Annotated in this window: 17 protein-coding genes; 10 read left to right on the top strand and 7 right to left on the bottom strand. The window is 70.5% G+C overall.

The genetic code is table 11. The features are described from left to right. The first annotated feature begins 81 nt into the window (after positions 1 to 81). Genes EV384_RS28430 through EV384_RS28420 form a run of 3 tightly spaced genes read left to right on the top strand, consistent with a single transcriptional unit; the run spans position 82 to position 1,488 of the window. Entirely contained in the window at positions 82 to 513 is a 432-nt protein-coding gene (locus tag EV384_RS28430; protein WP_130338082.1) for a roadblock/LC7 domain-containing protein, read from the top strand. Then, on the top strand, positions 510 to 899 hold the full coding sequence (locus EV384_RS28425; protein ID WP_130338080.1) for a DUF742 domain-containing protein: 390 nt from the start codon (positions 510 to 512) through the stop codon (positions 897 to 899). Before EV384_RS28430 ends, EV384_RS28425 begins: the two co-directional genes overlap by 4 nt. Then, complete coding sequence (locus EV384_RS28420) at positions 880 to 1,488, top strand: GTP-binding protein (RefSeq protein WP_130338078.1); 609 nt, start codon at positions 880 to 882, stop codon at positions 1,486 to 1,488. Before EV384_RS28425 ends, EV384_RS28420 begins: the two co-directional genes overlap by 20 nt. A gap of 62 nt (positions 1,489 to 1,550) precedes the next feature. Here EV384_RS28420 and EV384_RS28415 read toward each other — a convergent pair whose 3' ends face one another. After that, positions 1,551 to 4,436, bottom strand: coding sequence for an aconitate hydratase (locus EV384_RS28415; protein ID WP_130338076.1), 2,886 nt, complete (start codon positions 4,434 to 4,436; stop codon positions 1,551 to 1,553). A 160-nt stretch (positions 4,437 to 4,596) separates the two neighbouring features. Here EV384_RS28415 and EV384_RS28410 point away from each other — a divergent pair, with 160 nt between their 5' ends. Next, positions 4,597 to 4,791: a VOC family protein gene (locus EV384_RS28410; RefSeq protein WP_130338074.1), complete on the top strand. Its 195-nt coding sequence runs from the start codon at positions 4,597 to 4,599 to the stop codon at positions 4,789 to 4,791. Positions 4,792 to 4,907: 116 nt separating this feature from the next. Then, positions 4,908 to 5,564 carry a DedA family protein gene (locus EV384_RS28405; RefSeq protein ID WP_130338072.1) on the top strand — a complete coding sequence of 219 codons (657 nt, stop codon included), beginning with the start codon at positions 4,908 to 4,910 and terminating at the stop codon, positions 5,562 to 5,564. A gap of 87 nt (positions 5,565 to 5,651) precedes the next feature. Here EV384_RS28405 and EV384_RS28400 read toward each other — a convergent pair whose 3' ends face one another. Further along, positions 5,652 to 6,305 carry a C39 family peptidase gene (locus EV384_RS28400; RefSeq protein WP_130338070.1) on the bottom strand — a complete coding sequence of 218 codons (654 nt, stop codon included), beginning with the start codon at positions 6,303 to 6,305 and terminating at the stop codon, positions 5,652 to 5,654. A 641-nt stretch (positions 6,306 to 6,946) separates the two neighbouring features. On the opposite strand from EV384_RS28400, the gene EV384_RS28395 reads away from it, so the two are divergent. After that, positions 6,947 to 7,324 (top strand): ArsC/Spx/MgsR family protein, encoded by a 378-nt coding sequence (locus tag EV384_RS28395; protein ID WP_130338068.1) that lies wholly within the window; start codon positions 6,947 to 6,949, stop codon positions 7,322 to 7,324. A gap of 17 nt (positions 7,325 to 7,341) precedes the next feature. Here EV384_RS28395 and EV384_RS28390 read toward each other — a convergent pair whose 3' ends face one another. Further along, positions 7,342 to 7,554, bottom strand: a complete 213-nt coding sequence (locus tag EV384_RS28390) for a hypothetical protein (protein ID WP_130338066.1) — start codon at positions 7,552 to 7,554, stop codon at positions 7,342 to 7,344. Here EV384_RS28390 and EV384_RS28385 point away from each other — a divergent pair. Further along, on the top strand, positions 7,553 to 8,215 hold the full coding sequence (locus EV384_RS28385) for a hypothetical protein (protein ID WP_130338064.1): 663 nt from the start codon (positions 7,553 to 7,555) through the stop codon (positions 8,213 to 8,215). The genes EV384_RS28390 and EV384_RS28385 overlap by 2 nt on opposite strands. A gap of 40 nt (positions 8,216 to 8,255) precedes the next feature. Then, complete coding sequence (locus EV384_RS28380) at positions 8,256 to 8,645, top strand: hypothetical protein (RefSeq protein WP_130338062.1); 390 nt, start codon at positions 8,256 to 8,258, stop codon at positions 8,643 to 8,645. Positions 8,646 to 8,666: 21 nt separating this feature from the next. Here the strand turns inward: EV384_RS28380 and EV384_RS28375 are convergent, their stop codons facing one another. Beyond that, positions 8,667 to 9,212 (bottom strand): GNAT family N-acetyltransferase, encoded by a 546-nt coding sequence (locus EV384_RS28375; RefSeq protein ID WP_130338060.1) that lies wholly within the window; start codon positions 9,210 to 9,212, stop codon positions 8,667 to 8,669. Positions 9,213 to 9,357: 145 nt separating this feature from the next. Between EV384_RS28375 and EV384_RS28370 the strand changes: the two genes are divergently transcribed. Both EV384_RS28370 and pulA read left to right on the top strand, forming a co-directional pair. Continuing rightward, complete coding sequence (locus EV384_RS28370; protein ID WP_130338058.1) at positions 9,358 to 10,032, top strand: hypothetical protein; 675 nt, start codon at positions 9,358 to 9,360, stop codon at positions 10,030 to 10,032. 433 nt (positions 10,033 to 10,465) lie between these two features. Further along, a complete protein-coding gene (gene pulA, locus EV384_RS28365; RefSeq protein ID WP_130338056.1) occupies positions 10,466 to 15,964 on the top strand; it encodes a pullulanase-type alpha-1,6-glucosidase in 5,499 nt (1,832 codons plus the stop codon). Between the two features lie 69 nt (positions 15,965 to 16,033). On the opposite strand, the gene EV384_RS36540 is transcribed toward pulA, so the two are convergent. From EV384_RS36540 to EV384_RS28350, 3 genes are all read right to left on the bottom strand, one after another. Further along, a complete protein-coding gene (locus EV384_RS36540; protein WP_242624343.1) occupies positions 16,034 to 18,034 on the bottom strand; it encodes a hypothetical protein in 2,001 nt (666 codons plus the stop codon). 444 nt (positions 18,035 to 18,478) lie between these two features. Beyond that, complete coding sequence (locus EV384_RS28355) at positions 18,479 to 20,380, bottom strand: hypothetical protein (protein ID WP_130338052.1); 1,902 nt, start codon at positions 20,378 to 20,380, stop codon at positions 18,479 to 18,481. 299 nt (positions 20,381 to 20,679) lie between these two features. Then, positions 20,680 to 22,164 (bottom strand): aminopeptidase P family protein, encoded by a 1,485-nt coding sequence (locus EV384_RS28350; protein WP_130338050.1) that lies wholly within the window; start codon positions 22,162 to 22,164, stop codon positions 20,680 to 20,682. Positions 22,165 to 22,226: the final 62 nt, after the last annotated feature.

The following is a 22,226-nucleotide window of genomic DNA, read 5'->3' as shown; positions in this document are numbered from 1 at the left end:
ACGTCGGTCCGGCGGCACCCGATGCGGCCGGTACGACGGAGCGAGCACGGCGAAACCAGCCGGGGGAGAAGAGGACGACGAGTGGCGCAGAAGACGGCTTCGAGCGCGGACCTGACGTGGCTGCTGGATGATCTGGTCGGCCGGGTGAAGCAGGCGGAACACGCCGTGGCGCTCTCCACCGACGGCCTGCTGATGGCCTCCTCACAGGGGCTGAGTCGGGACGACGGTGAGCACCTGGCGGCGATGGCGGCCGGCATCCAGAGCCTGGCCCGGGGCGCGGGCAAGCGGTTCGGCGGTGGTCAGGTGCAGCAGACCATCATCGAGATGCAGTCGTCGTTCCTGTTCGTCACGGCGGCCGGTCGCAACGCCTGCCTGGCGGTGCTGGCCTCCGAGGACGCCGACGTGGGCCTGATCGCGTACGAGATGGCGATGCTGGTCACCCGGGTCGGGAGGTTCGTCGCCTCGCCGACGCGGACACCCGAGCAGCCGAGCGGCGAGACCCCGACGCGATGACCGTGCAGGGGGACTCCGCGGAGCACGAGTGGGTGGACGACCACGCGGGCCCGGTGGTGCGCCCGTACGCGGTCACGCGGGGCCGGGCTCGTCCGGTCACCGGCACGTTCGACCTGATCTCCCTGGTGACGGCGACCCGGGCCGACGTGGGCGCGGAGTCGGGGCTGGGCCCCGAGCACGTGGCCATCGTCGGCCTCTGCCAGCGGATGCAGTCCGTGGCGGAGGTCGCCGCCCACCTCGACCTGCCGGTGGGCACCGTCCGGGTCCTCCTCGGTGACCTGGTGGCCCGCAGCCTGGTGCAGGTCCGTGAGCCGCGCGCCACCACCGCCGGCCTTCCCGACGACAGCGTTTTCGAGGCGGTTATCAATGGACTTCGGGCCCTCTGAGCGGCCGGCGGGAGCGGCGCCGCTGCCCACCGCGATCAAGATCCTGATCGCCGGTGGTTTCGGGGTGGGCAAGACCACCATGGTCGGCGCGGTCAGCGAGACCCGACCGCTGCGGACGGAGGAGGTGCTGACCGAGACCGGGGTGGGGATCGACGACCTCTCCGGCGTGGAGCAGAAGGGCACCACCACCGTCGCGATGGACTTCGGTCGGATCACGATCAGCGACGACCTGGTGCTCTACGTCTTCGGCACCCCGGGACAGGACCGGTTCTGGTTCGTCTGGGATGAGCTGGCGCTGGGCGCCATCGGCGCGGTGGTGCTCGCCGACACCCGGCGGCTGGCCGACTGCTTCCCCTCGATCGACTACTTCGAGGGGCGGGGGACGCCGTTCGTGGTGGCGGTGAACTGCTTCGAGGGCGCCAAGGGGTACCGGCTGGACGAGGTGCAGGTGGCGCTCAACCTCGACCCCGGGGTGCCGGTGGTGCTCTGCGACGCCCGGCAGCGGGAGTCGAGCAAGGAGGTGCTCATCACGCTGCTGGAGCACGCCATGAAGACCCGCGAGGCCCGCCGCCGGGCCGCCGGCGACTGACCTCCCGGACGTCGAAGGGCCCCTCCCCGCGATCGCGGGAAGGGGCCCTTTTCGCTGGTACGTCAGCTGGCGATCATGCGACGCAGCACGTACTGCAGGATGCCGCCGTGCCGGTAGTAGTCCGCCTCACCGGGGGTGTCGATCCGGACCACGGCGTCGAACTCCACGCCGGTGTCGGTGGTGACCTTCACCGTGCGCGGGGTGTCGCCGTCGTTCAGCGCGGTGACGCCGCTGATGGAGAAGGTCTCCGTGCCGGTGAGCCCCAGCGACTCGGCGTTCGTGTCGACCGGGAACTGCAGCGGCAGGACGCCCATGCCGATCAGGTTCGAGCGGTGGATCCGCTCGTACGACTCGGCGATGACCGCCCGGACGCCGAGCAGCATGGTGCCCTTGGCCGCCCAGTCGCGGGACGAGCCGGAGCCGTACTCCTTGCCGGCCAGGATGACCAGCGGGATGCCGGCCTCCTGGTACGCCATGGAGGCGTCGTAGATCGAGGCCTGCTCGCCGGTCAGGTGGTTGACCGTGAAGCCACCTTCAGGGAGCGCAGCTCCCGCAGCGGAACCGGCGCCCGGCATCCGCAACTGATTGCGCAGCCGGATGTTGGCGAAGGTGCCCCGGATCATCACCTCGTGGTTGCCCCGGCGGGAGCCGTACGAGTTGAACTCGTGGCGCGGCACGCCGTGCTCGGCGAGGTACTTGCCGGCGGGGGAGTCGGCCTTGATCGAGCCGGCCGGGGAGATGTGGTCGGTGGTGACCGAGTCGCCCAGCTTGGCCAGCACCCGGGCGCCGGCGATGTCGACGACCGGCTTCGGCTCCCGCTCCATGCCCTCGAAGTACGGGGGCTTGCGGACGTAGGTGGAGCCGCCATCCCAGGCGAAGGTGTCGCCGGTCGGGGTGGGCAGCGACTGCCACCGCTCGTCGCCGGCGAAGACGTCGGCGTACGCGGCGCTGAACCCGGTGGCGCCGATCGCCTGGGCGATGACGTCCTGGATCTCGGCGCTGTTCGGCCAGATGTCGCGCAGGAAGACCGGGTTGCCCTGGCTGTCCTCGCCGAGCGGCTCGTTGGCCAGGTCGATGTCCATCGTGCCGGCGAGCGCGTACGCGACCACCAGCGGCGGGGACGCCAGGTAGTTCATCTTGACGTCCGGGTTGATCCGGCCCTCGAAGTTGCGGTTGCCCGACAGCACCGAGACGACGGCGAGGTCGCCCTCGTTGACCGCGGCGGAGACCTCCTCCGGCAGCGGGCCGGAGTTGCCGATGCAGGTGGTGCAGCCGTAGCCGACCAGGTTGAAGCCGAGCTTGTCCAGGTACGGCGTGAGGCCGGCGCGGTCGTAGTAGTCCATGACGACCTTGGAGCCCGGCGCCAGGGTGGTCTTCACCCACGGCTTGCGGGTCAGGCCCTTGTCGACCGCGTTGCGGGCGAGCAGCGCGGCGCCGATCATGACCTGCGGGTTGGAGGTGTTGGTGCAGGAGGTGATCGCGGCGATCACCACGGCGCCGTGGTCCAGCTCGTACTCGACGCCGTCGGCGCCGGTCACCCGGATCGGGTTGGTCGCCCGCCCGCCGGAGCCGGCCGCGGCGGTCTCCAGGTCGCGCGGCTCGTCGGCCGGGTCGCTGAACTCGTTGGCCGGCGGGTCGCTGGCCGGGAAGGACTCGGCGCTGGCCTCGTCGGCCGGGCCGTTCGCGCCTCGGGGCAGCTGCTCGCGGGACACGCTCGGCTTGAGCTCCCTCTCGACGCCGGCGACCTCCTCGGCGACGTAGTCGGTCAGCGCGGAGCGGAACAGGGTCTTGGCGCTGCCCAGCGGCACCCGGTCCTGCGGGCGCCGCGGGCCGGCCAGGGACGGCTCGATGGTGCCCAGGTCGAGCTCCAGGCGCTCCGAGTACTCCGGCTCGTGGTCCGGGTCGTGCCAGAGGCCCTGCTCCTTGGCGTACGCCTCGACGAGCGCGACCTGCTGCGGGTCGCGGCCGGTCAGCTCCAGGTAGCGGACGGTCTCGGCGTCGATCGGGAAGATCGCGACGGTGGAGCCGTACTCCGGGGACATGTTGCCGATGGTGGCCCGGTTGGCCAGCGGTACGGCGCTCACACCGGGGCCGTAGAACTCGACGAACTTGCCGACCACGCCGTGCTTGCGCAGCATCTCGGTGATGGTGAGCACCAGGTCGGTGGCGGTGGTGCCGGCCGGCATCTCGCCGGAGAGCTTGAAGCCGACGACCCGCGGGATCAGCATGCTGACCGGCTGGCCGAGCATCGCGGCCTCGGCCTCGATGCCGCCGACGCCCCAGCCCAGCACGCCCAGGCCGTTGACCATGGTGGTGTGCGAGTCGGTGCCGACCACGGTGTCCGGGTAGGCCTGGCCGTTGCGCTCCATGATCGTGCGGGCCAGGTACTCGATGTTGACCTGGTGCACGATGCCGGTGCCCGGCGGGACGACCTTGAACTCGTTGAACGCGGTCTGGCCCCAGCGCAGGAACTGGTAGCGCTCCTTGTTGCGCTCGTACTCCAGCTCGACGTTGCGCGCGAAGGCGTCCTCGCGGCCGAAGAGGTCGGCGATGACGGAGTGGTCGATGACCAGCTCGGCCGGCGCGAGCGGGTTGACCTTGGTGGCGTCGCCGCCGAGGTCGCGGACGGCCTCCCGCATGGTGGCCAGGTCCACGACGCAGGGCACGCCGGTGAAGTCCTGCATGAGCACCCGCGCCGGGGTGAACTGGATCTCCACGCTCGGGTTGGCGGTGGGGTCCCAGCCGCCGAGCTCGCGAATGTGGTCGGCGGTGATGTTCGCGCCGTCCTCGGTCCGCAGCAGGTTCTCCAGCAGGATCTTCAAGCTGTAGGGCAGCCGGTCGTGGCCCTCCACCTTGCCGATCTTGAAAATCTCGTAGCTCGCGTCTCCGACGCGTAGCTGGGTCTTCGCACCGAAGGTGTCGAGGCTCGCCACGTCGTACTCCTTCACACCAGCGACCGTGAATAGTCCTGAGCAGTCTGTCGCACCGACCGGGGTGACGCCCCAGTTAGGTGACACTTACCGCCGATTCTCGCTTTCAACAAAACCGTACGTCCGTCTTGCTATTGATGCAACCTCATGCCAGGGTTCGGGACAGGGAGGTGCCACCATGATCCATCACGTCCTGCTCGCCTGCCCACCCGGCTCCGAGGCCGCGTCCCGGGCGTTCTACGCCGGCCTGCTCGGCATGACCGAGAAGCCCAAGCCGCCGGCCCTCGCCGCCCGCGGTGGCTTCGGCATGCGCCGCTTCCACACCCACGACCCGCACGGCAACCGGCTCGAACTCCTCGCCCCGATCTCCTGACCAACCGCCCCGGCCGGGCCGTCGGCTGGCACCCGGCCGGGTGGTGCCGGGGGTGAGCGGACGGCCGGCCCGCCGGACCGGAGGTAGGGTTCGAGGCCGGACCGGAAGGGGTGGCGGTGGTAGACGTACAGCACTGGCTCACCGCGCTGCCGCCGGGCGTGGTCTACCTGATCGTCGCCGCGGTGATCGGCGTCGAGAGCATGGGCGTGCCGCTGCCCGGCGAGATCGTCCTGGTCAGCTCCGCTCTGCTCGCCGCGGCCGGCGTGGTCGAGCCGGAGTGGGTGGCTACCGCCGCGGCGGCCGGCGCCATCATCGGCGACTCAGTCGGGTACGCGGTGGGCCGCCGGGGCGGTCGTCCGCTGCTGGCCCGGCTGGGCCGGCGCTTCCCCCGACATCTCGGCCCCGCGCAGCTCGCCCGCGCCGAGCAGAGCTTCGCCCGGCACGGCGTCTGGGCGGTCTTCTTCGGCCGCTTCGTGGCGCTGCTGCGGATCCTCGCCGGCCCGCTGGCGGGCGCGCTGCACGTGCCGTACCGCCGGTTCCTGGTGGCGAACGCGGCCGGCGGCCTGGTCTGGGCCTTCGGCACCACCTACCTGCTCTTCACCGTGGGCCGGGCGGCCGAGCACTGGCTCAAGGACATCTCCTGGGCGGGGCTGGTCATCGCGATCCTCGCCGGGCTCGGCAGCACCTGGTGGCTGCGCCGCCGGGCCCACCGGCTCGACCCGGCGGAGGCGGCCGACGAGGCCGAGCCGGTCCGCGCCGGCAGCGAGCGCTGACCCGCTCCCCGGCGCGCGCATACCCGGACACGACGAAAGGGCCGGCCCCCATCGGGGGTCGGCCCTTTCGCGTGTGGTGCTGGTGGGTCAGGAGGCGGTGTAGCCGCGGGTGGCGATCCAGTCGGCGAGGTTGTCGACGCTCATCCGGTAGGAGGCCATGTTCGGGTCGGCCGAGTCGGCGATCGTCACGGTGTGGCCGCCGTCGCGGTAGCCCACGACGCTGATGTAGTGGCCGCCCTCGAAGGAGTGGGTGTTGCCGTCGGTGTCGACGGCGGTGCCGGCGATGTTGGCGACCACGGCCCGGCCGTTGTCCACGGTGTGGACGATGTCGGCGCGCAGGGTGTCGGTCTGCTTGTCGTCGGCCTTGGCGTCGCGGATTTCGACGCTGTGGTAGACGTCCTTACCGGTTTCCTTGTTCAGGACCGGGGTGATGTCGTTGACGCTGTTGGTGCCGGCCTCGGTGGTGCCCATCTCCTTGGCCATGGCGTCGACGTCGATGGCCTTGCCCTGCACGGACAGGGCGTTGCGGGTCGCGGCGGGGCCGCAGTAGTAGAAGTTCGGCTGCGCCTCGTAGCGGACGTTGAGTTCCCGCTCACCGCCGTGCTTACGGTCGGTCTGCACCTGCGCGGCGGGCTTGGCCTCGGCGGCGTGGGCGGCGATCGCGGGGCCGGCGATGCCACCGGCGGTGGCGGCGAGGCCGGCAGCGGTCAGCGCGGTCTTACGGATCAGATCGGTACGCATGATGGCGTGCTCCTCTGCTCGGGGGTACACGACACACCGCAGGGGGGTGCGGTGGTGTCGCGTGAAAGGGGGGGAAAGTCTTGGGGGATCTGCCCGGCGGCTGGGCCTGCTCGGGTGTCCCGGGGATGTAACCACCCGGGCCGGCGACGCATTCCACCAGGCTCACGGGCTTCCCGGGCCGCGGGGGCCGGGGTTCCAGGGGGATGTAACCGTCCCGGCCGGCCGGGTGTTCCCACGGCCGCGGCTCCGGGCTCTACCACCCGCGGGTCCCGCGGTGGTATGCCATGTTCAACGACCCGGCCCCGGCCGCCATTCCACCGCCGGGGTGGCCCGGCCCACTGGACGGCCCGCCACAAACCGGACAGCCGGCGCAGGCCGTCCCCAGCGAAACCCGACACCCCGCCCATGGCGCCCACGAGCGCCCACCGACCCCCCGCGCGCGTCGGGTCTCGACGGGCCAGGATCCGCGCACCTTGCGGGAAACGGCTGCCTCCCGGCGCTGGCCGCACTTCTCACAGGTTTGTGCGGATCTTGGGGGCGTGCGCGGGGCGCGGGGGCTGGTCAGGGGGCGGTCAGGCGGGTCCAACTGCCCGCACGACCAACCGTGTGGACAGGATTCGGTATCTGCCACCATGTCGGTCATGGAGATCTGGCACAACCCGGCCTGCTCGAAGTGCGCCACCGCGCGGGCGACCCTCGACGAGGCGCGGGTGCCGTACCGGCTGCGGGCGTACCTGGAACAGCCGCCGAGCGCGGCCGAGCTGACCGAGGTGCTGCGCCGGCTCGGTGCCCGCGCGTGGGACATCTGTCGGACCGGTGAGCCGGCCGCGGTCGCCCAGGGCATTGCCGACTGGCCGCGCGACGACGCCGAGGAGCCCCGCTGGATCGCGGCGATGGTCGCTCATCCGGAGCTGATCCAGCGCCCGATCCTGCTGCTGGACGACGGCGGCGCGCTCGTTGGTCGTACCGCCGAGGCGCTCGACCTGGCGGCGCGCCGGACGGCCCGCGACGGCGGGTGAGCGGCGCGGGTGCCGGGTCAGGGCCGGTCGTCGGCCGGCGTCGCGGCCCCCGCGGCCTTCGCGTGCCGCTCGCGCAGCCGGTCCCGGATCTCCTCCGGGGTGTACGCCCGCCGCCGCCGCTCCGCCCGGGCGATGACCACCCCGGACGCCGCGACGCCGGCGAGGCCGGCCAGTCCGAGCACCTTCCACCACCGCATTCGTTGCCGCATCCGCTTAGGGTAGTCGTCCATGAGCATCAGCCTGGACGAGGCCGTGGAGCTGACGCGGACCGGTGACGTGTGGGTGTTCCGGGGCCGCAGCGTTCCCGATCGCGCGATCCAGTTCACCACCAACAGCCCGGTGAACCACGTCGGCATGGCGGTGGTGCTCGACGACATGCCGCCGCTGATGTGGCACGCCGAGCTGGGCCGTTCCCTGCCCGACATGTGGACCGGCACCCACCAGCGCGGCGTGCAGCTGCACGACCTGCGGGACGCGGTCTGCGTATGGGCGAACCGGTACGGGCAGCGCGGCTGGCTGCGCCAGCTCGAACCGCCGGCCGACGCCGCGATGGAGGAGGCGGTGCTGCGGACCGTCGCCCGCCTCGACGGCACCCCCTTCCCGTCCACCGCGCAGCTCGCCTGGCGCTGGGCGCGGGGGCGGGTGCCCAACGTGCGCCGCCGGACGCCCTCCATCACCGACGGTGGGGGTGTGCCGGTACGCGACCGGGCGCTGGAGACGGCGTACTGCGCCGAGGTGGTGGCCGTGACGTACGAGGCGATGGGGCTGCTGCCCGCCGGCCGCCGTCCGAACTGGTACGACCCGGGGCGGTTCTGGAGCGGCGACGACCTCGACCTCACCGGCGGCGCCCAGCTCGGCGCCGAGATCGAGGTACGCATCCCGCCGCGCTGAGCAGGTTTGACGCGCCGCGTGCGCGGCAATTGAGACCGGCGTGAAGGCCTCGACGGATCTCGACACGCTCACCGACTTCTTCGACCGGTACGGCGTGGCGCTGACCGCCGGCGACGTGTCCGCCATCGCCGGTTGCTACGCCCTGCCCGGGATGGTGGTGGCGGACACCTACAGCTTCTCGTTCACCTCGCCGGCCGCGGTGGCGCTCTCCTTCGTCGGCGCGGCGCCGGACTACCAGGAGCGCGAACTCGTCGCGGCGAACGCGCAGTTCGAGGACGTGCAGCAGATCTCCGCGCTGCTCACCGAGGTGGCGGTGCGGTGGGAGTTCCTGGACAGTCAGGGCCGGGCGGTGCCGGGCGAGCGGTACCGCTACCTGCTGCGGGCCACCGAGGGCGGCCCGGCCATCTGCACCGTCATCCGCACGGCCTGACGCGTGGATGACCAGATGCGGTCAGGACCGGGCGGTTGGCACCCAGAACCGGAGCCTGCCGGCCCGCTCGTCCTCCAGCACGCCGCCGTTGCGCTCGATGACCAGCCGCGAGGCCGCGTTCTCCACGTCGCAGGTGACCAGCGCCGGGTCGATGCCGAGCGCGTGGGTCACCGGCAGCGCCGCGCGCAGCATGGCGGTCGCGTGGCCCCGCCGACGGGCGCTGGCGCGTACGTCGTAGCCGATGTGGCCGCCCGCCTCGAGCAGGAACGGGGTGAGCCGGTGCCGGACGGCGATCCGGCCGAGGTACTCGTCGCCGTCGGCCCACCAGAGCGTCGTGGCGGGCACCCAACCCGCTGCGCGGGGCGTCTCCTCCAGCTCCTGCGCGCGCAGCTCGGCGACGTACCGGGCGAACCCCGGCGCGGTGTGCCACGTGCCGCCGTGCTGCCGGATCTCGCTGCCGACCATGGTGTGGTCCTGCCGGTCGCCGCGGCCCTCGGCGCGGAATTCGGCCATCGCGGCGAGGAAGCTGGCGCGCAGCCGTTCGGTGGGCGGGATCAACGCGGGCATGGTCGTGAGTAGACCCGAACCGCCGGTCGCCGGCCACCCGTTTTCCGAGTCCCGCCGACCGGACGGTCGGATCGGGGTAGGCGGGACGCGCCAGCCGGGTCCGGCTGGCTACGCTGGCGCGTCGGCTCCGACAAGGGGGGACCTGATGAGCATCGAACAGGGCGAGCAGGCGGGGTCGTCGTCCGCGCAGAGGGTGCTGACGTCGGTGCCCTGGGTCGTGGTGCTGCTGGGCGTCAGCCTGCTGACCGTCCTGCTGCTCGTGGCCCTGTTCACCCTGCGCGGGCCGGAGCAGCAGTCGGCGGTGCCGCGGCCGGCCCCGCCGATCTACCTGCCCACCATGGGTGCGATGACGACGTCCGCCGCGCCATCCGACGCTCCGCTGGTCGCCGTCGACGCCACCCCCTCGCCGAGCGCCTCCGCCAGTGGCACCCCGTCGCCCCGGGCCAGCTCGGCCCGGCCGTCCGCGTTGGCGTCCGCCGGGGGCGCCGCGCCGCGGAGCGGCACGCTGTCCGCGCGTTATCAGGCCACGGCGAGTGAGCGGGACTACTTCGAGGCCCAGCTGACGGTCAGCAACGGCTCCGCCCGGAGTCAGGAGTGGCGGGTGGAGCTCCTCTTCACCGGCAACGTGAAGAGCCTCCAGGCGTCCTCCGGCTCGGGGCTCTCGGTGACCTCCCAGGGCAACGGTGCGTTCGTGCTGCGCGGCACCGGCCCGCTCGGCGCCGGGCAGAGCGCCGTCGTGCAGATGCGGTTCAGCCGTACGGGCAGCGGTGACCGGCCGGGTGTGTGCACCGTCAACGGCACGGCCTGCGTCATCGGCTGACCGCACGCGGCGGCCGTACCACGACGCCGAGCCCACGGCCCGCCCGCCGCGACGATCCCGCCGCCGGGCCTGCCGCCCACCACCACCTCCGCCGCCGCACGGTGGTGCCCGGCCGGTACGGGGTGGTGGACACCTTCGAGGGCGGCTTCATCGGCGGAAACGGCTCGTCACGTCCTGGGTGGACGGGGCGGCACCGGTACGACGCGCCCGGCGAGTTGCACCGTCGACGGCGCCGGCTGCGCCGGTCGATGAGCCCTCTGCGGGCGGCGTGTCGGCGGCCCGGCGGTCACCATGGGCGACGGTCGCGCTGCGCCACGGCTACGCCGTGTTTCGCAAGATGGCTGCTTTGTTGCGACGCGGTTTGCAAGCTATTGCAGAATGTTTCGGCAAGAGCTAGCGTGCGGGCGAATCAGCGACCAGAGGAAGGCCGTCGATGAAACCCCCGCCGATGTCCCGCAAGGCACTGCTCGCCTTGGTCTCCACCCTCACCCTCGCCCTCGTCGGCACGCCGGTCGCCGTTCACCAGCTGGGCGCCGACGCCACCGACCGGTCCGCCGGCACGGACCTCCTCGCTGCCGCCGGCGCCGCACAGTGGCGCCAGGAGCCGTCCGCCGAGGCCCTCCTCAAGGCCAGCACCAACACCGCGAAGAACGACCAGTTCTACTTCGTCCTGCCGGACCGCTTCGCCAACGGCGACAAGCGCAACGACACCGGCGGCCTCAGCGGTGACCGGCTGAGCACCGGGCTCGACCCGAAGGACAAGGGCTTCTACCACGGCGGTGACCTCAAGGGCGTCATCAACAAGCTCGACTACATCCAGGGGCTCGGCACGACGGCCATCTGGCTCGCCCCGATCTTCAAGAACCGGCCCGTGCAGGGCACCGGCGCGGACGTCTCCGCCGGCTACCACGGCTACTGGATCACCGACTTCACCCAGGTCGACCCGCACTTCGGCACGAACGAGGAGCTGAAGAAGCTGGTCACGCTCGCGCACCAGCGCGGCATCAAGGTCTACCTCGACGTCATCGTCAACCACACCGCCGACGTCATCAAGTACGCCGAGGACAAGTACGCCTACGTCGACAAGAAGACCGCGCCGTACCAGGACTCCCAGGGGCGGGCCTTCGAGGACCGCAACTACGCCGACGGCACCCGGGACTTCCCGCAGGTGAACCTGAAGTCGTTCCCGTACACCCCGACCTTCGCCACCGCCGCCGACGCGAAGGCGAAGGTCCCGGCGTGGCTGAACGACCCGACCATGTACCACAACCGCGGTGACTCGACCTTCGCCGGCGAGAACAGCGAGTACGGCGACTTCTTCGGCCTGGACGACCTGTGGACCGAGCGCCCCGAGGTGGTGCGCGGGCTGACCAAGGTCTACGGCGACTGGATCGGCAGCACCGGCGTCGACGGTTTCCGGCTGGACACCGTCAAGCACACCAACCTCGACTTCTGGCCGCAGTTCAGCCAGGGCATCAAGCGGGCCGCCGAGAAGGCCGGCAAGAAGGACTTCTTCATGTTCGGCGAGGTCTACAGCGCTGACCAGGAGATCGAGTCGACGTACGTCCGGCAGGGCGGCCTGCCCGCCACGCTCGACTTCTCCTTCCAGGAGGCCGCCCGGGGCTACACCGCCGCCGACGGCTCCGCCAAGGCGCTCGCCGACCTCTACGCCCGGGACGACCTCTACGCCGCCCGGGACACCGACGCCAACCGGCTGACCACCTTCCTCGGCAACCACGACATGGGCCGGATCGGCTCGTTCATCGCCGCGACCGGCGGCGACGACGCCAGCCAGCTCCGCCGCGACCGGCTCGCCCACCAGCTGATGTTCCTCACCCGCGGGCAGCCCGTCGTCTACTCCGGCGACGAGCAGGGCTTCACCGGCCCGGGCGGGGACAAGGACGCCCGGCAGGACATGTTCGCCAGCAGCACGGCGGACTACCTCGACGACGACCTGATCGGCACCACCCGCACCCACGCCAGCGACCAGTACGACAAGAGCCACCCGCTGTACCGCACCATCGCCGAGCTGGGCAAGCTGCGGCAGGCCCACCCGGCCCTGCGCGACGGCATCCAGGTCACCCGGTACGCGGCCGACGGCCCCGGCGTCTTCGCCTTCTCCCGGATCCTGCCGAAGGACCGCACCGAGTACGTCGTCGCGGTCAACAACGCCGCCACCGCGCGGACTGTCTCCGTGGACACCTGGTCGGCCGGCGCCACCTTCACCGGCATCTACGGCGACACCGCCACCCCGACCGCCGGCGCCGACGGCAAGCTGTCCGTCACCGTGCCGCCGATGTCGACGGTGGTCTACCGGGCCGGCACGCCGATCCCGCAGGCCGACGCCGCCCCGGGCATCACCATCACCGAGCCGGGCGACGCTCCGGTCGCCACCAAGGCCGCCGTCACCGCCCAGGTCACCGGCGACCCGCTCGCCACGGTCACCTTCGCCGCCCGGGTCCCCGGCGGCAAGTGGACCCTGCTGGGCAGCGCGCACAAGGCCCCGTACACCGTCCACCATGACCTGACCGGGCTGGCCGGCGGCACGAAGGTCGAGTACAAGGCCGTGGTCCGCGACGGCAAGGGCCGGGTCGCGAGCGCCCGCTCCACCGGTGTCGTCGGCACCCCGGCGCAGAGCGCGTCGCGGGACTGGGCGGTGGTGCACTACCAGCGCCCGGCCGGCGGGTACGACGACTGGGGCCTCTACACCTGGGGCGACATCGACCCGGCGTACGCCACCGAGTGGCCCAAAGGGCAGCCGTTCGCGGGTGAGGACTCGTTCGGCCGGTTCGCCTGGGTCAAGCTGAAGCCGGGCGCCAGGTCTGTCGGCTTCCTCGTGGTCGACAAGAACGGCAACAAGGACGTCGGCAACGACCGCACCATCGACGTGACGCAGACCGGCGAGGTCTGGGTCAAGCAGGGCGACACCGCGCTCTACCCGACCCGGCAGGCGGCCACCGGCGAGCCCGACCCGGCCGTCGACCAGAGCACCGCGGTCATCCACTGGCGCAAGGCGGACAACAACTACGACGGCTGGGGCCTGCACCTCTGGGACGGCGCGGCCAACCCCACCGACTGGGGCAGCCCGCTCAAGCCGGAGAAGATCGACTCGTTCGGCGCGGTCTTCCGGGTGCCGCTCGCGTCCGGGGCCACCGGGCTGAGCTACATCGTCCACAACGGCGACACCAAGGATCAGCCCGACGACCAGCGGCTCGACTTCGCCGCCGCCGGGCACGAGGTCTGGCTGCTCGCCGGCGTCAAGGGCCGGCTGCTGCCGTCCACCTCCTCCGGCGTCGCCAAGGACGTCGACATCACCAAGCAGAAGGCGCAGTGGATCGACCGGTCCACCGTGGCCTGGCAGACCGGGCCGACCGACGGCAAGCGGTACGCCCTGGTGGCCGCCCCGACCGGTGGGCTGAGCATCGCCGACGGCGAGCTGGCCGGGACGTACACCACGCTGCCGCTGCGGGCGCAGCGCAACGGGCTCACCGAGGCCCAGCGGCAGGCCTACCCCCAGCTGTGGGCCTACCACGCCTTCAGCCTCGACACCGATGACCTGGCCAAGGTGCCGGCGGCGCTGCGTGGGCAGCTCGTGGTGACCGAGCGGGACGCCGAGGGCAAGCTGCTCGGCGCGACCGGCGTGCAGGTCCCGGGCGTGCTCGACGACGTCTACCGGGCCGCCACCACCGCGAAGCTCGGCCCGACCTTCGCCGGCAAGGTCCCCACCCTCGCCGTCTGGGCGCCCACCGCCCGGAAGGTCGCGTTGCAGCTCTTCGACTCGCCGACGGCCGAGCCGAAGACCGTGTCGATGAGCCGCAACGACCGCACCGGCGTCTGGTCGGTGCGCGGCACGAAGGGCTGGACCGGGAAGTACTACCGCTACCAGGTCGAGGCCTGGCAGCCGGCGGCGCAGAAGGTGGTCACCGCCGCGGTGACCGACCCGTACTCGGTGGCCCTGGCGCCGGACTCGACGCACAGCCAGATCGTCGACCTGACCGACCCGGCGCTGGCCCCGGCCGGCTGGGCGGCGCTGCGCAAGCCGGCGGCGGTGCCGTCGTCGAAGGCGCAGATCCAGGAGCTGTCGGTCCGCGACTTCTCCATCGCCGACGCCAGCGTGCCGGCCGAGCGGCGGGGCACCTACCTCGCCTTCACGGACCCGAACACGACCGGCATGAAGCACCTCAGGGCGCTCGGCGACGCGGGGGTCAACTACCTGCACCTGCTGCCGGCGTTCGACTTCGCCACCATCCCCGAGAAGCGGGCCGACCAGCAGCAGCCGGCCTGCGACCTGGCCGCGCTGCCGCCGGACTCCGACCAGCAGCAGAAGTGCGTCGCCGCGGTGGCGGAGAAGGACGGCTTCAACTGGGGGTACGACCCGCTGCACTACACCGTGCCGGAGGGCGGCTACGCCGTCGACCCGGCCGGGGCGAAGCGGACCACCGAGTTCCGGCAGATGGTCGCGGGGATCAACCAGGCCGGCCTGCGCGTGGTGATGGACGTCGTCTACAACCACACCTCGGCCGCCGGCACCGACCCGAAGTCGGTGCTCGACCAGGTGGTGCCGGGCTACTACCACCGGCTGCTGGAGGACGGCAGCGTCGCCAACTCGACCTGCTGCGCCAACACCGCCCCCGAGCACGCCATGATGGGCAAGCTGGTGGTGGACTCCCTGGTCACCTGGGCCAAGCAGTACAAGGTGGACGGCTTCCGGTTCGACCTGATGGGTCACCACCCGAAGGCGAACATCGTGGCCGTGCGGGCCGCGCTGGACAAGCTCACCGTGGCGCGCGACGGCGTGGACGGGAAGAAGATCCTGCTCTACGGCGAGGGCTGGAACTTCGGCGAGGTCGCCAACGACGCCCGGTTCGTGCAGGCCACCCAGGCCAACATGGCCGGCACCGGGATCGGCACCTTCAACGACCGGCTCCGCGACGCGGTGCGCGGCGGCGGCCCGTTCGACGGCAATCCGCGGATCCAGGGCTTCGCCTCCGGCCTGTACACCGACCCGAACGGCGACGACGTCAACGGGTCCGCGGCCGAGCAGAAGGCCCGACTGTTGCACTCCCAGGACCAGATCAAGGTCGGGCTGACCGGCAACCTCGCCGGCTACCGGTTCACCGACTCGTCCGGTCGCCAGGTCACCGGGGCGCAGGTGGACTACAACGGTTCGCCGGCCGGCTACACCGCCGCGCCGGGCGAGGCGGTCACCTACGTCGACGCGCACGACAACGAGATCCTGTACGACGCGCTGGCGTACAAGCTGCCGCAGGGCACCTCGGCGCAGGACCGGGCCCGGATGCAGGTGCTCGCCCTGGCGACCACCGCCCTCGGGCAGGGGACGGGCTTCGTGACGGCCGGCTCGGAGCGGCTGCGCTCCAAGTCGCTGGACCGCAACTCGTTCAACTCCGGTGACTGGTTCAACCAGATCCGTTGGGACTGCGCCCAGGGCAACGGCTTCGGCGCCGGTCTCCCGCCGGCGCAGGACAACCAGGACAAGTGGCCGTACGCGAAGCCGCTGCTGGCCGATCCCAAGCTGGTGCCGGACTGCGCGGCGATCAACCTGGCCGACGCCCGGTACGCGGAGCTGCTGAGGATCCGGGCGTCCTCGCCGGTGTTCGGACTGGCCACCGCCGACCAGGTGCAGAAGCGGGTGGCCTTCCCGCTCTCCGGCGGCAAGGAGACCCCGGGCGTGCTCACCATGACGCTGGACGCCCGCGGGCTGGGCGGGAAATGGAGGTCGGTGACCGTGGTCTTCAACGCCACCCCGGAGGCGGCGGAGCAGACGGTGACCGGCCTGCGCGGGGCGAACGTGGCGCTGCACCCGGTGTTGGCGAACTCGGCTGACCCGGTGCTCCGGACGGCCTCGTTCGACAGGGCGAGCGGCACGTTCACCGTGCCGGCCCGCAGCGTGGCGGTCTTCGTCCAGGAGTAGTTCGCGCGGGTCGGCCCCCTGCCACCGAGGTGGCAGGGGGCCGACTTCTTCCTGTGTCCGCTGAAGCGCTCAGTTGAAGCAGTCTTCGACGGTCTTGGCGCAGTTGGTGGGGTCGTTGTCGGTGATGGTGGAGTCGTCGTCGAGTTTGACCTTGCCGTCGTTGTTGAAGATGCCGCCGGCGATCTTGTTGCGCCTGTCGCCGTTGTCGGCCTTGTTCTCCTTGACCTTGGTGTCGGTCAGGGTGACCTTGCCTTCGTTGTTGTAGATGCCGCCGCCGTTCTTGCCGGCGAAGTTCTCCTTGATCTTGGTGTCGCGCAGGGCCAGGCGGGCCTCGAAGTCCTCGTCGTCGTTGTCGTTGTCCTTGTGGTTGGACGAGGCGTTCGGGGCGGTCATGTTGTCGCCGTTGTGGTCCTCTTCGACGGGTTCGCCGTTGAAGATGCCGCCGCCGAAGCGGCCCGCGCTGTTCTCGAGGATCTCGCTGTCGGTGACGGTGGCCGAGCCGCGCTTTTCCTCGTCCTTGTCCTTGTCCTTGCCGTTGCCGTTGCCGTTGTAGAGGACGGCGTCGTGTTCCTTCTCTTCGCTGTTGACGTTGTAGATGCCGCCGCCGTCCTTGTGGGCCTTGTTCTTCTCGATGGTGCTGTTCTTGACCGTCAGGACGGTGTCGATGGCGGCGATGCCGCCGCCGTTCTTGCCGGCGTTGTTGTTCTTGATGATGGTCCAGCTGATGTCGACGAAGCCGTCGTTGCTGAACAGGCCGCCGCCGTTCTTGTCGGCGGTGTTGCCCTCGATGAGGGTCTTTTCGATCTCCACGGTGCCGGCCTTGCGGTCGTCGCGGTCGTCGTCGTGGTCGCCGTCGTGGCGGCTGCCGTTGACGCGGTCTCCCTTGTCGTGCTTCTTCTTCTCGCCGTGGCCGTTGGCGATGCCGCCGCCGTTCTCGCCGGCGGTGTTGTTGGTGATGCGGGACTCGCCGCCCTTACCGTCGCGGGACCCCTCGACCTCGAGGACACCGGCGTTGAAGATGGCGCCGCCGTCGTCGCCGGCGTGGTTGTTGTCGAGCGTGCTGCTCTCGATCTCGACCCGGCCGAAGTTGGCGATCGCGCCGCCGTTGTCCTCGGCGCTGTTGAGGGTGAACTTGGTGTTCACCAGGTGGGCCTTGCCACCTCGCTCGACCAGCAGACCACCGCCGTCGCCCTCGTGCTCCTCGCGGTCCCTGCCGTCCTTGTCGTGCTTGCCATCCTTGTCGTGCTTGCCGTGCTCCTTGCCGTCCTTGCCGTCCTTGTCGTGCTTGCCGTGCTCCTTGCTGTCCTTGTGGTCCTTGCTGTCCTTCGGGTCCTTGCTGTCCTTGCTGTCCCAGCCGTCCTTGCTGTCCTTGCTGTCCTCGTGGTCCTTGCCGTCCTCGTGGTCCTTGCCGTCCTCGTGGTCCCTGCCGTCCTTGCGGTCGCGCTCGGCGGCGGCGCCGTTCTTGACGGCGACGTCCTTCAGCGTCAGGTCACCACCTTCGGCGACCCGGAAGATCCGGAAGCCGTCCCTGGAGTCCCGCTTGATCGTCGAGCCATTACCCTCGATCTTGATCTCTTCCTTGATCGTGGGCAGGCCCGCCCCGGACTTCTTGTCGAACTCGTCCAGCTCGTAGGTGCAGTCGCGGGCCAGCTTCAACGTGCCGCCCTCGTCCCGGTTGGCCAGTTCGAGGGCCTCGATCAGATCATCGTCGTCACAGTCCACCTCCCGAACCTCATCGCGTTCGTCCTTGTCCTTGTCCTTGTCCCGGTCCTTGTCCTTGTCCCGGTCCTTGCCCTCGTGGTCCTTGCCCTTGTCGTCCCGGTCCTTGTCGTCCCGGTCCTTGTCCTTGTCCCGGTCCTTGCCGTCGTCGCTGACCAGTTGGGCGGTCGACCACTTCACGTCGGTCAGCCGATGGGCGCCGGTGACGCCGGTGGTGGCGTAGGCGACGCCCGCGAGGCTGATTGCTCCCGTGAGGCCCGCAACGCCGGTAACCAGCCAGAGTCCGCGGCGGCGGAACGGGGACTTCGTCTCGCGGGTGACGTCATCGTTATCGCGAAGGTAGTTGGACATCTGAGCTCTCTGCCCTCTCCTCGTACCAGACCAGGTCGCTTCGCCCTTGCGAGGCGACCTTCGCTACAAATCGGTTGTAGCTGCTGAAGAACACCGTATGGGAATCTTCCTCACTATGCGTGCGTATCCGAAAAAACCCCGCATTAGGTATGCCCGGCGCGGACGGCAGGAGTGCGGACGCCCGGGCCGGGCTTGGTATGACCGGTGCTCAGAACGTGGCTAGTGGCGGAAAGCTCGCGGATGCCGCCAGGACCTGGCTGGTGGCGGAAAGCTCGCACGGGCGCGGAGGACGTGGTTGGTGGCGGGAAGCTCGCGGCGGCCGCCGGGGAGGGTCAACGGTGATGGTCGGGGACGGCCCGCCCGTACCACTCGGTAGATGGCCGGAGGTCCCTCTCCGCCGTGCGGCGGAGAGGGACCTCCGGCGTTATGTGGTGGTGCAGTCGTTCAGTTGAAGCAGTCTTCGACGGTCTTGGCGCAGTTGGTGGGGTCGTTGTCGGTGATGGTGGAGTCGTCGTCGAGTTTGACCTTGCCGTCGTTGTTGAAGATGCCGCCGGCGATCTTGTTGCGCCTGTCGCCGTTGTCGGCCTTGTTCTCCTTGACCTTGGTGTCGGTCAGGGTGACCTTGCCTTCGTTGTTGTAGATGCCGCCGCCGTTCTTGCCGGCGAAGTTCTCCTTGATCTTGGTGTCGCGCAGGGCCAGGCGGGCCTCGAAGTCCTCGTCGTCGTTGTCGTTGTCCTTGTGGTTGGACGAGGCGTTCGGGGCGGTCATGTTGTCGCCGTTGTGGTCCTCTTCGACGGGTTCGCCGTTGAAGATGCCGCCGCCGAAGCGGCCCGCGCTGTTCTCGAGGATCTCGCTGTCGGTGACGGTGGCCGAGCCGCGCTTTTCCTCGTCCTTGTCCTTGTCCTTGCCGTTGCCGTTGCCGTTGTAGAGGACGGCGTCGTGTTCCTTCTCTTCGCTGTTGACGTTGTAGATGCCGCCGCCGTCCTTGTGGGCCTTGTTCTTCTCGATGGTGCTGTTCTTGACCGTCAGGACGGTGTCGATGGCGGCGATGCCGCCGCCGTTCTTGCCGGCGTTGTTGTTCTTGATGATGGTCCAGCTGATGTCGACGAAGCCGTCGTTGCTGAACAGGCCGCCGCCGTTCTTGTCGGCGGTGTTGCCCTCGATGAGGGTCTTTTCGATCTCCACGGTGCCGGCCTTGCGGTCGTCGCGGTCGTCGTCGTGGTCGCCGTCGTGGCGGCTGCCGTTGACGCGGTCTCCCTTGTCGTGCTTCTTCTTCTCGCCGTGGCCGTTGGCGATGCCGCCGCCGTTCTCGCCGGCGGTGTTGTTGGTGATGCGGGACTCGCCGCCCTTACCGTCGCGGGACCCCTCGACCTCGAGGACACCGGCGTTGAAGATGGCGCCGCCGTCGTCGCCGGCGTGGTTGTTGTCGAGCGTGCTGCTCTCGATCTCGACCCGGCCGAAGTTGGCGATCGCGCCGCCGTTGTCCTCGGCGCTGTTGAGGGTGAACTTGGTGTTCACCAGGTGGGCCTTGCCACCTCGCTCGACCAGCAGACCACCGCCGTCGCCCTCGTGCTCCTCGCGGTCCCTGCCGTCCTTGTCGTGCTTGCCATCCTTGTCGTGCTTGTCGTGCTTGTCGTGCTTGTCGTGCTCCTTGCCGTGCTCCTTGCTGCCCTTGGGGTCCTTGCTGTCCTTGTGGTCCTTGGGGTCCTTGCCGTCCTCGTGGTCCTTGCCGTCCCAGCCGTCCTTGTGGTCCTTGTGGTCCTTGCGGTCGCGCTCGGCGGCGGCGCCGTTCTTGACGGCGACGTCCTTCAGGGTCAGGTCACCACCGTCGGCGACCCGGAAGATCCGGAAGCCGTCCCTGGAGTCCCGCTTGATCGTCGAGCCATTACCCTCGATCTTGATCTCTTCCTTGATCGTGGGCAGGCCCGCCCCGGACTTCTTGTCGAACTCGTCCAGCTCGTAGGTGCAGTCGCGGGCCAGCTTCAACGTGCCGCCCTCGTCCCGGTTGGCCAGCTCGAGGGCCTCGATCAGATCATCGTCGTCACAGTCCACCTCCCGAACCTCATCGCGCTCGTCCTTGTCCTTGTCCTTGTCCCGGTCCTTGCCCTCGTCGTCCAGGTCCCTGCGGTCGTCGCTGACCTTCTGCTGGGCCGTGGCGGCCTGCCTGTCCGACACGCGGTCCGTCTTGTCGGACTTGTTGTCACGAGCGGCGAGGCCGCCCAGCGCCGCCAGCCCGACGACGCCGGTCAGCCCGGCCACGCCGGTGGCGACCCAGAGCGCCCGCCGCCTGTTCGTCGGCGGGGGCATCGGAGCCCCGCCGTCGGAAGTCGTTACGTCGTTGGACATCAGAGCCTTCCGCCCTTTCGTGTATCAGACGGGTCGTACCGCTTAAGGCGGGGCGACCAGCTACAAATCGGTTTGCAGCCTCTGATCATCACCGTATGAGAAGGATCCTCGCGACGCGGACTTATCCGAGAAACCCCCGCATTTCCCCCAGATCGGGCGACAGGGTTATCCGGCGCGCAGGTGGTTCGGAAGGGCGCTGAGCGCGCAAACGCCGACGGGCCCCGCCACCGGTGTCGAAACGACGGAAAACGTCGCAGACGCCGGCGGCGGGGCCCGCCGCTGTGGTCGTACGGCCGGGGTCAGCCCGGCAGGCGAGGCCCGGCCTCGCGCTGCTCGGCCAGCCAGGTCTCCACCTCGTCGGAGCGGCGCGGCAGCCCGGCCGAGAGGTTCACCGCGCCGGTCGCGGTGACCAGGATGTCGTCCTCGATCCGGATCCCGATGCCGCGCAGCTCCTCCGGGATCAGCTCGTCCTCCGGCTGGAAGTAGAGCCCCGGCTCGACGGTGAGCACATAGCCCTCGCCCAGGGCGCCGTCCCGGTAGTTCTCCTTGCGGGCGTTCGAGCAGTCGTGCACGTCGATGCCGAGCATGTGGCTGGTGCCGTGCAGCGTCCACCGGCGGTAGACCGTCGAGGCCGGGTCCATCGCCTCGTCCACGCTCACCGGCAGCAGCCCGAGGCCGGACAGCGCCTCGGCGAGGACCCGCATCGCGGTCAGGTGGACGTCCTTGAACGCCACGCCGGGCTTGATCACGTCGATGCCGGCCTGCTGCGCGGCGTACACGGCGTCGTAGACCTGCCGCTGGAGCGGGGTGAACCGGCCGTCGACCGGCAGCACCCGGGTGACGTCGGCGGTGTAGAGGTTGCGGTTCTCCACGCCCATGTCCATCAGCAGCAGCTCGCCCGGGCGGGTGGCGCCGTGGTTGTGCACCCAGTGCAGGATCGTGGCGTGCTCGCCGGCGCCGACGATCGAGCCGTAGCCGACGTCGTTGCCGTCGTGCCGGGCGCGCAGCGCGAAGATCCCCTCCAGCAGCCGCTCGGAGACACCGCGGTCGGCCGGCAGCGCCCGGGCCACGTCCTCGAAGCCGCGGACGGTGGCGTCGCACGCCTCCTGGAGCTGGGCGATCTCCCACTCGTCCTTGACCAGCTTCAGCTCGGAGATGGCGATGGCCAGCTCCCGGTCGCGGGCCGGCTGGCCCTCCGCGCGGGCACCGTCGAACGGGCGCACGGCCGCGTCCACCCGGGCGTCGAAACCACGCAAGGCCCGGGTACGCCCCGGCGCGCAGTCGGCCAGCGCCGCGTCCAGCTCGGTCAGGTCGGCGGTCGGCAGCCCCAGCTCGGTCGACTTCTCACCGAGGGTGTGTCGCCGGCCCACCCAGAGCTCGCCGTGCCGGCTGCGGAAGAACTCGTCGGTCTTCCGGGACGACCGGGGCCGCATGAACAGCGTGCCGTCGTGCCCGGAGCCGTTCGGCCGCAGCACCAGCACGCTGTCCGGGTCGTGGTCGCCGGTCAGGTACGCGAAGTCGCTGCCCGGCCGGAACGGGTGGTCGGTGTCGTTGGCGCGTACCTTCTCGCCGCCGGTGGGGATGACCAGGGTCTCGCCGGGGAAGGCCGCGGAGAGCGCGGCCCGCCGCTTGGCGTAGTTGGGCACCTCCGGCCGTGGGCCGATCGGCAGCTCAGTGTCCCGCCAGCCCTGCCGCATGAACGTCAGGAACGCCTCGGGGAAGTCCGGGTCGTGCGATTCCGTACCGTCCGCCGGCTTGCCCTGCTGCGCCCGCTCCTCGGCCATGATCCGCCTCCTTGCGCCTCGTCGCTGGTCCAGACGGTACCGCGCGGACCGGGGTGGGAAGA

The organism is Micromonospora kangleipakensis (genome assembly GCF_004217615.1).
GTDB lineage: Bacteria > Actinomycetota > Actinomycetes > Mycobacteriales > Micromonosporaceae > Micromonospora > Micromonospora kangleipakensis.
Note: the sequence above shows the minus strand (reverse complement) of the source record. Positions and strands in the feature narration are given on the sequence as shown.

Bases quoted from the DNA above. Each gene is read 5' to 3' on its own strand.
- EV384_RS28425 (WP_130338080.1), top strand. From the start codon at position 510: ATGACCGTGCAGGGGGACTCCGCGGAGCACGAGTGGGTGGACGACCAC.
- EV384_RS28420 (WP_130338078.1), top strand. From the start codon at position 880: ATGGACTTCGGGCCCTCTGAGCGGCCGGCGGGAGCGGCGCCGCTGCCC.
- EV384_RS28410 (WP_130338074.1), top strand. From the start codon at position 4,597: ATGATCCATCACGTCCTGCTCGCCTGCCCACCCGGCTCCGAGGCCGCG.
- EV384_RS28400 (WP_130338070.1), bottom strand. From the start codon at position 6,305: ATGCGTACCGATCTGATCCGTAAGACCGCGCTGACCGCTGCCGGCCTC.
- EV384_RS28395 (WP_130338068.1), top strand. From the start codon at position 6,947: ATGGAGATCTGGCACAACCCGGCCTGCTCGAAGTGCGCCACCGCGCGG.
- EV384_RS28385 (WP_130338064.1), top strand. From the start codon at position 7,553: ATGAGCATCAGCCTGGACGAGGCCGTGGAGCTGACGCGGACCGGTGAC.
- EV384_RS28390 (WP_130338066.1), bottom strand. From the start codon at position 7,554: ATGGACGACTACCCTAAGCGGATGCGGCAACGAATGCGGTGGTGGAAG.
- EV384_RS28375 (WP_130338060.1), bottom strand. From the start codon at position 9,212: ATGCCCGCGTTGATCCCGCCCACCGAACGGCTGCGCGCCAGCTTCCTC.
- EV384_RS28370 (WP_130338058.1), top strand. From the start codon at position 9,358: ATGAGCATCGAACAGGGCGAGCAGGCGGGGTCGTCGTCCGCGCAGAGG.
- pulA (WP_130338056.1), top strand. From the start codon at position 10,466: ATGAAACCCCCGCCGATGTCCCGCAAGGCACTGCTCGCCTTGGTCTCC.
- EV384_RS36540 (WP_242624343.1), bottom strand. From the start codon at position 18,034: ATGTCCAACTACCTTCGCGATAACGATGACGTCACCCGCGAGACGAAG.
- EV384_RS28355 (WP_130338052.1), bottom strand. From the start codon at position 20,380: ATGTCCAACGACGTAACGACTTCCGACGGCGGGGCTCCGATGCCCCCG.
- EV384_RS28350 (WP_130338050.1), bottom strand. From the start codon at position 22,164: ATGGCCGAGGAGCGGGCGCAGCAGGGCAAGCCGGCGGACGGTACGGAA.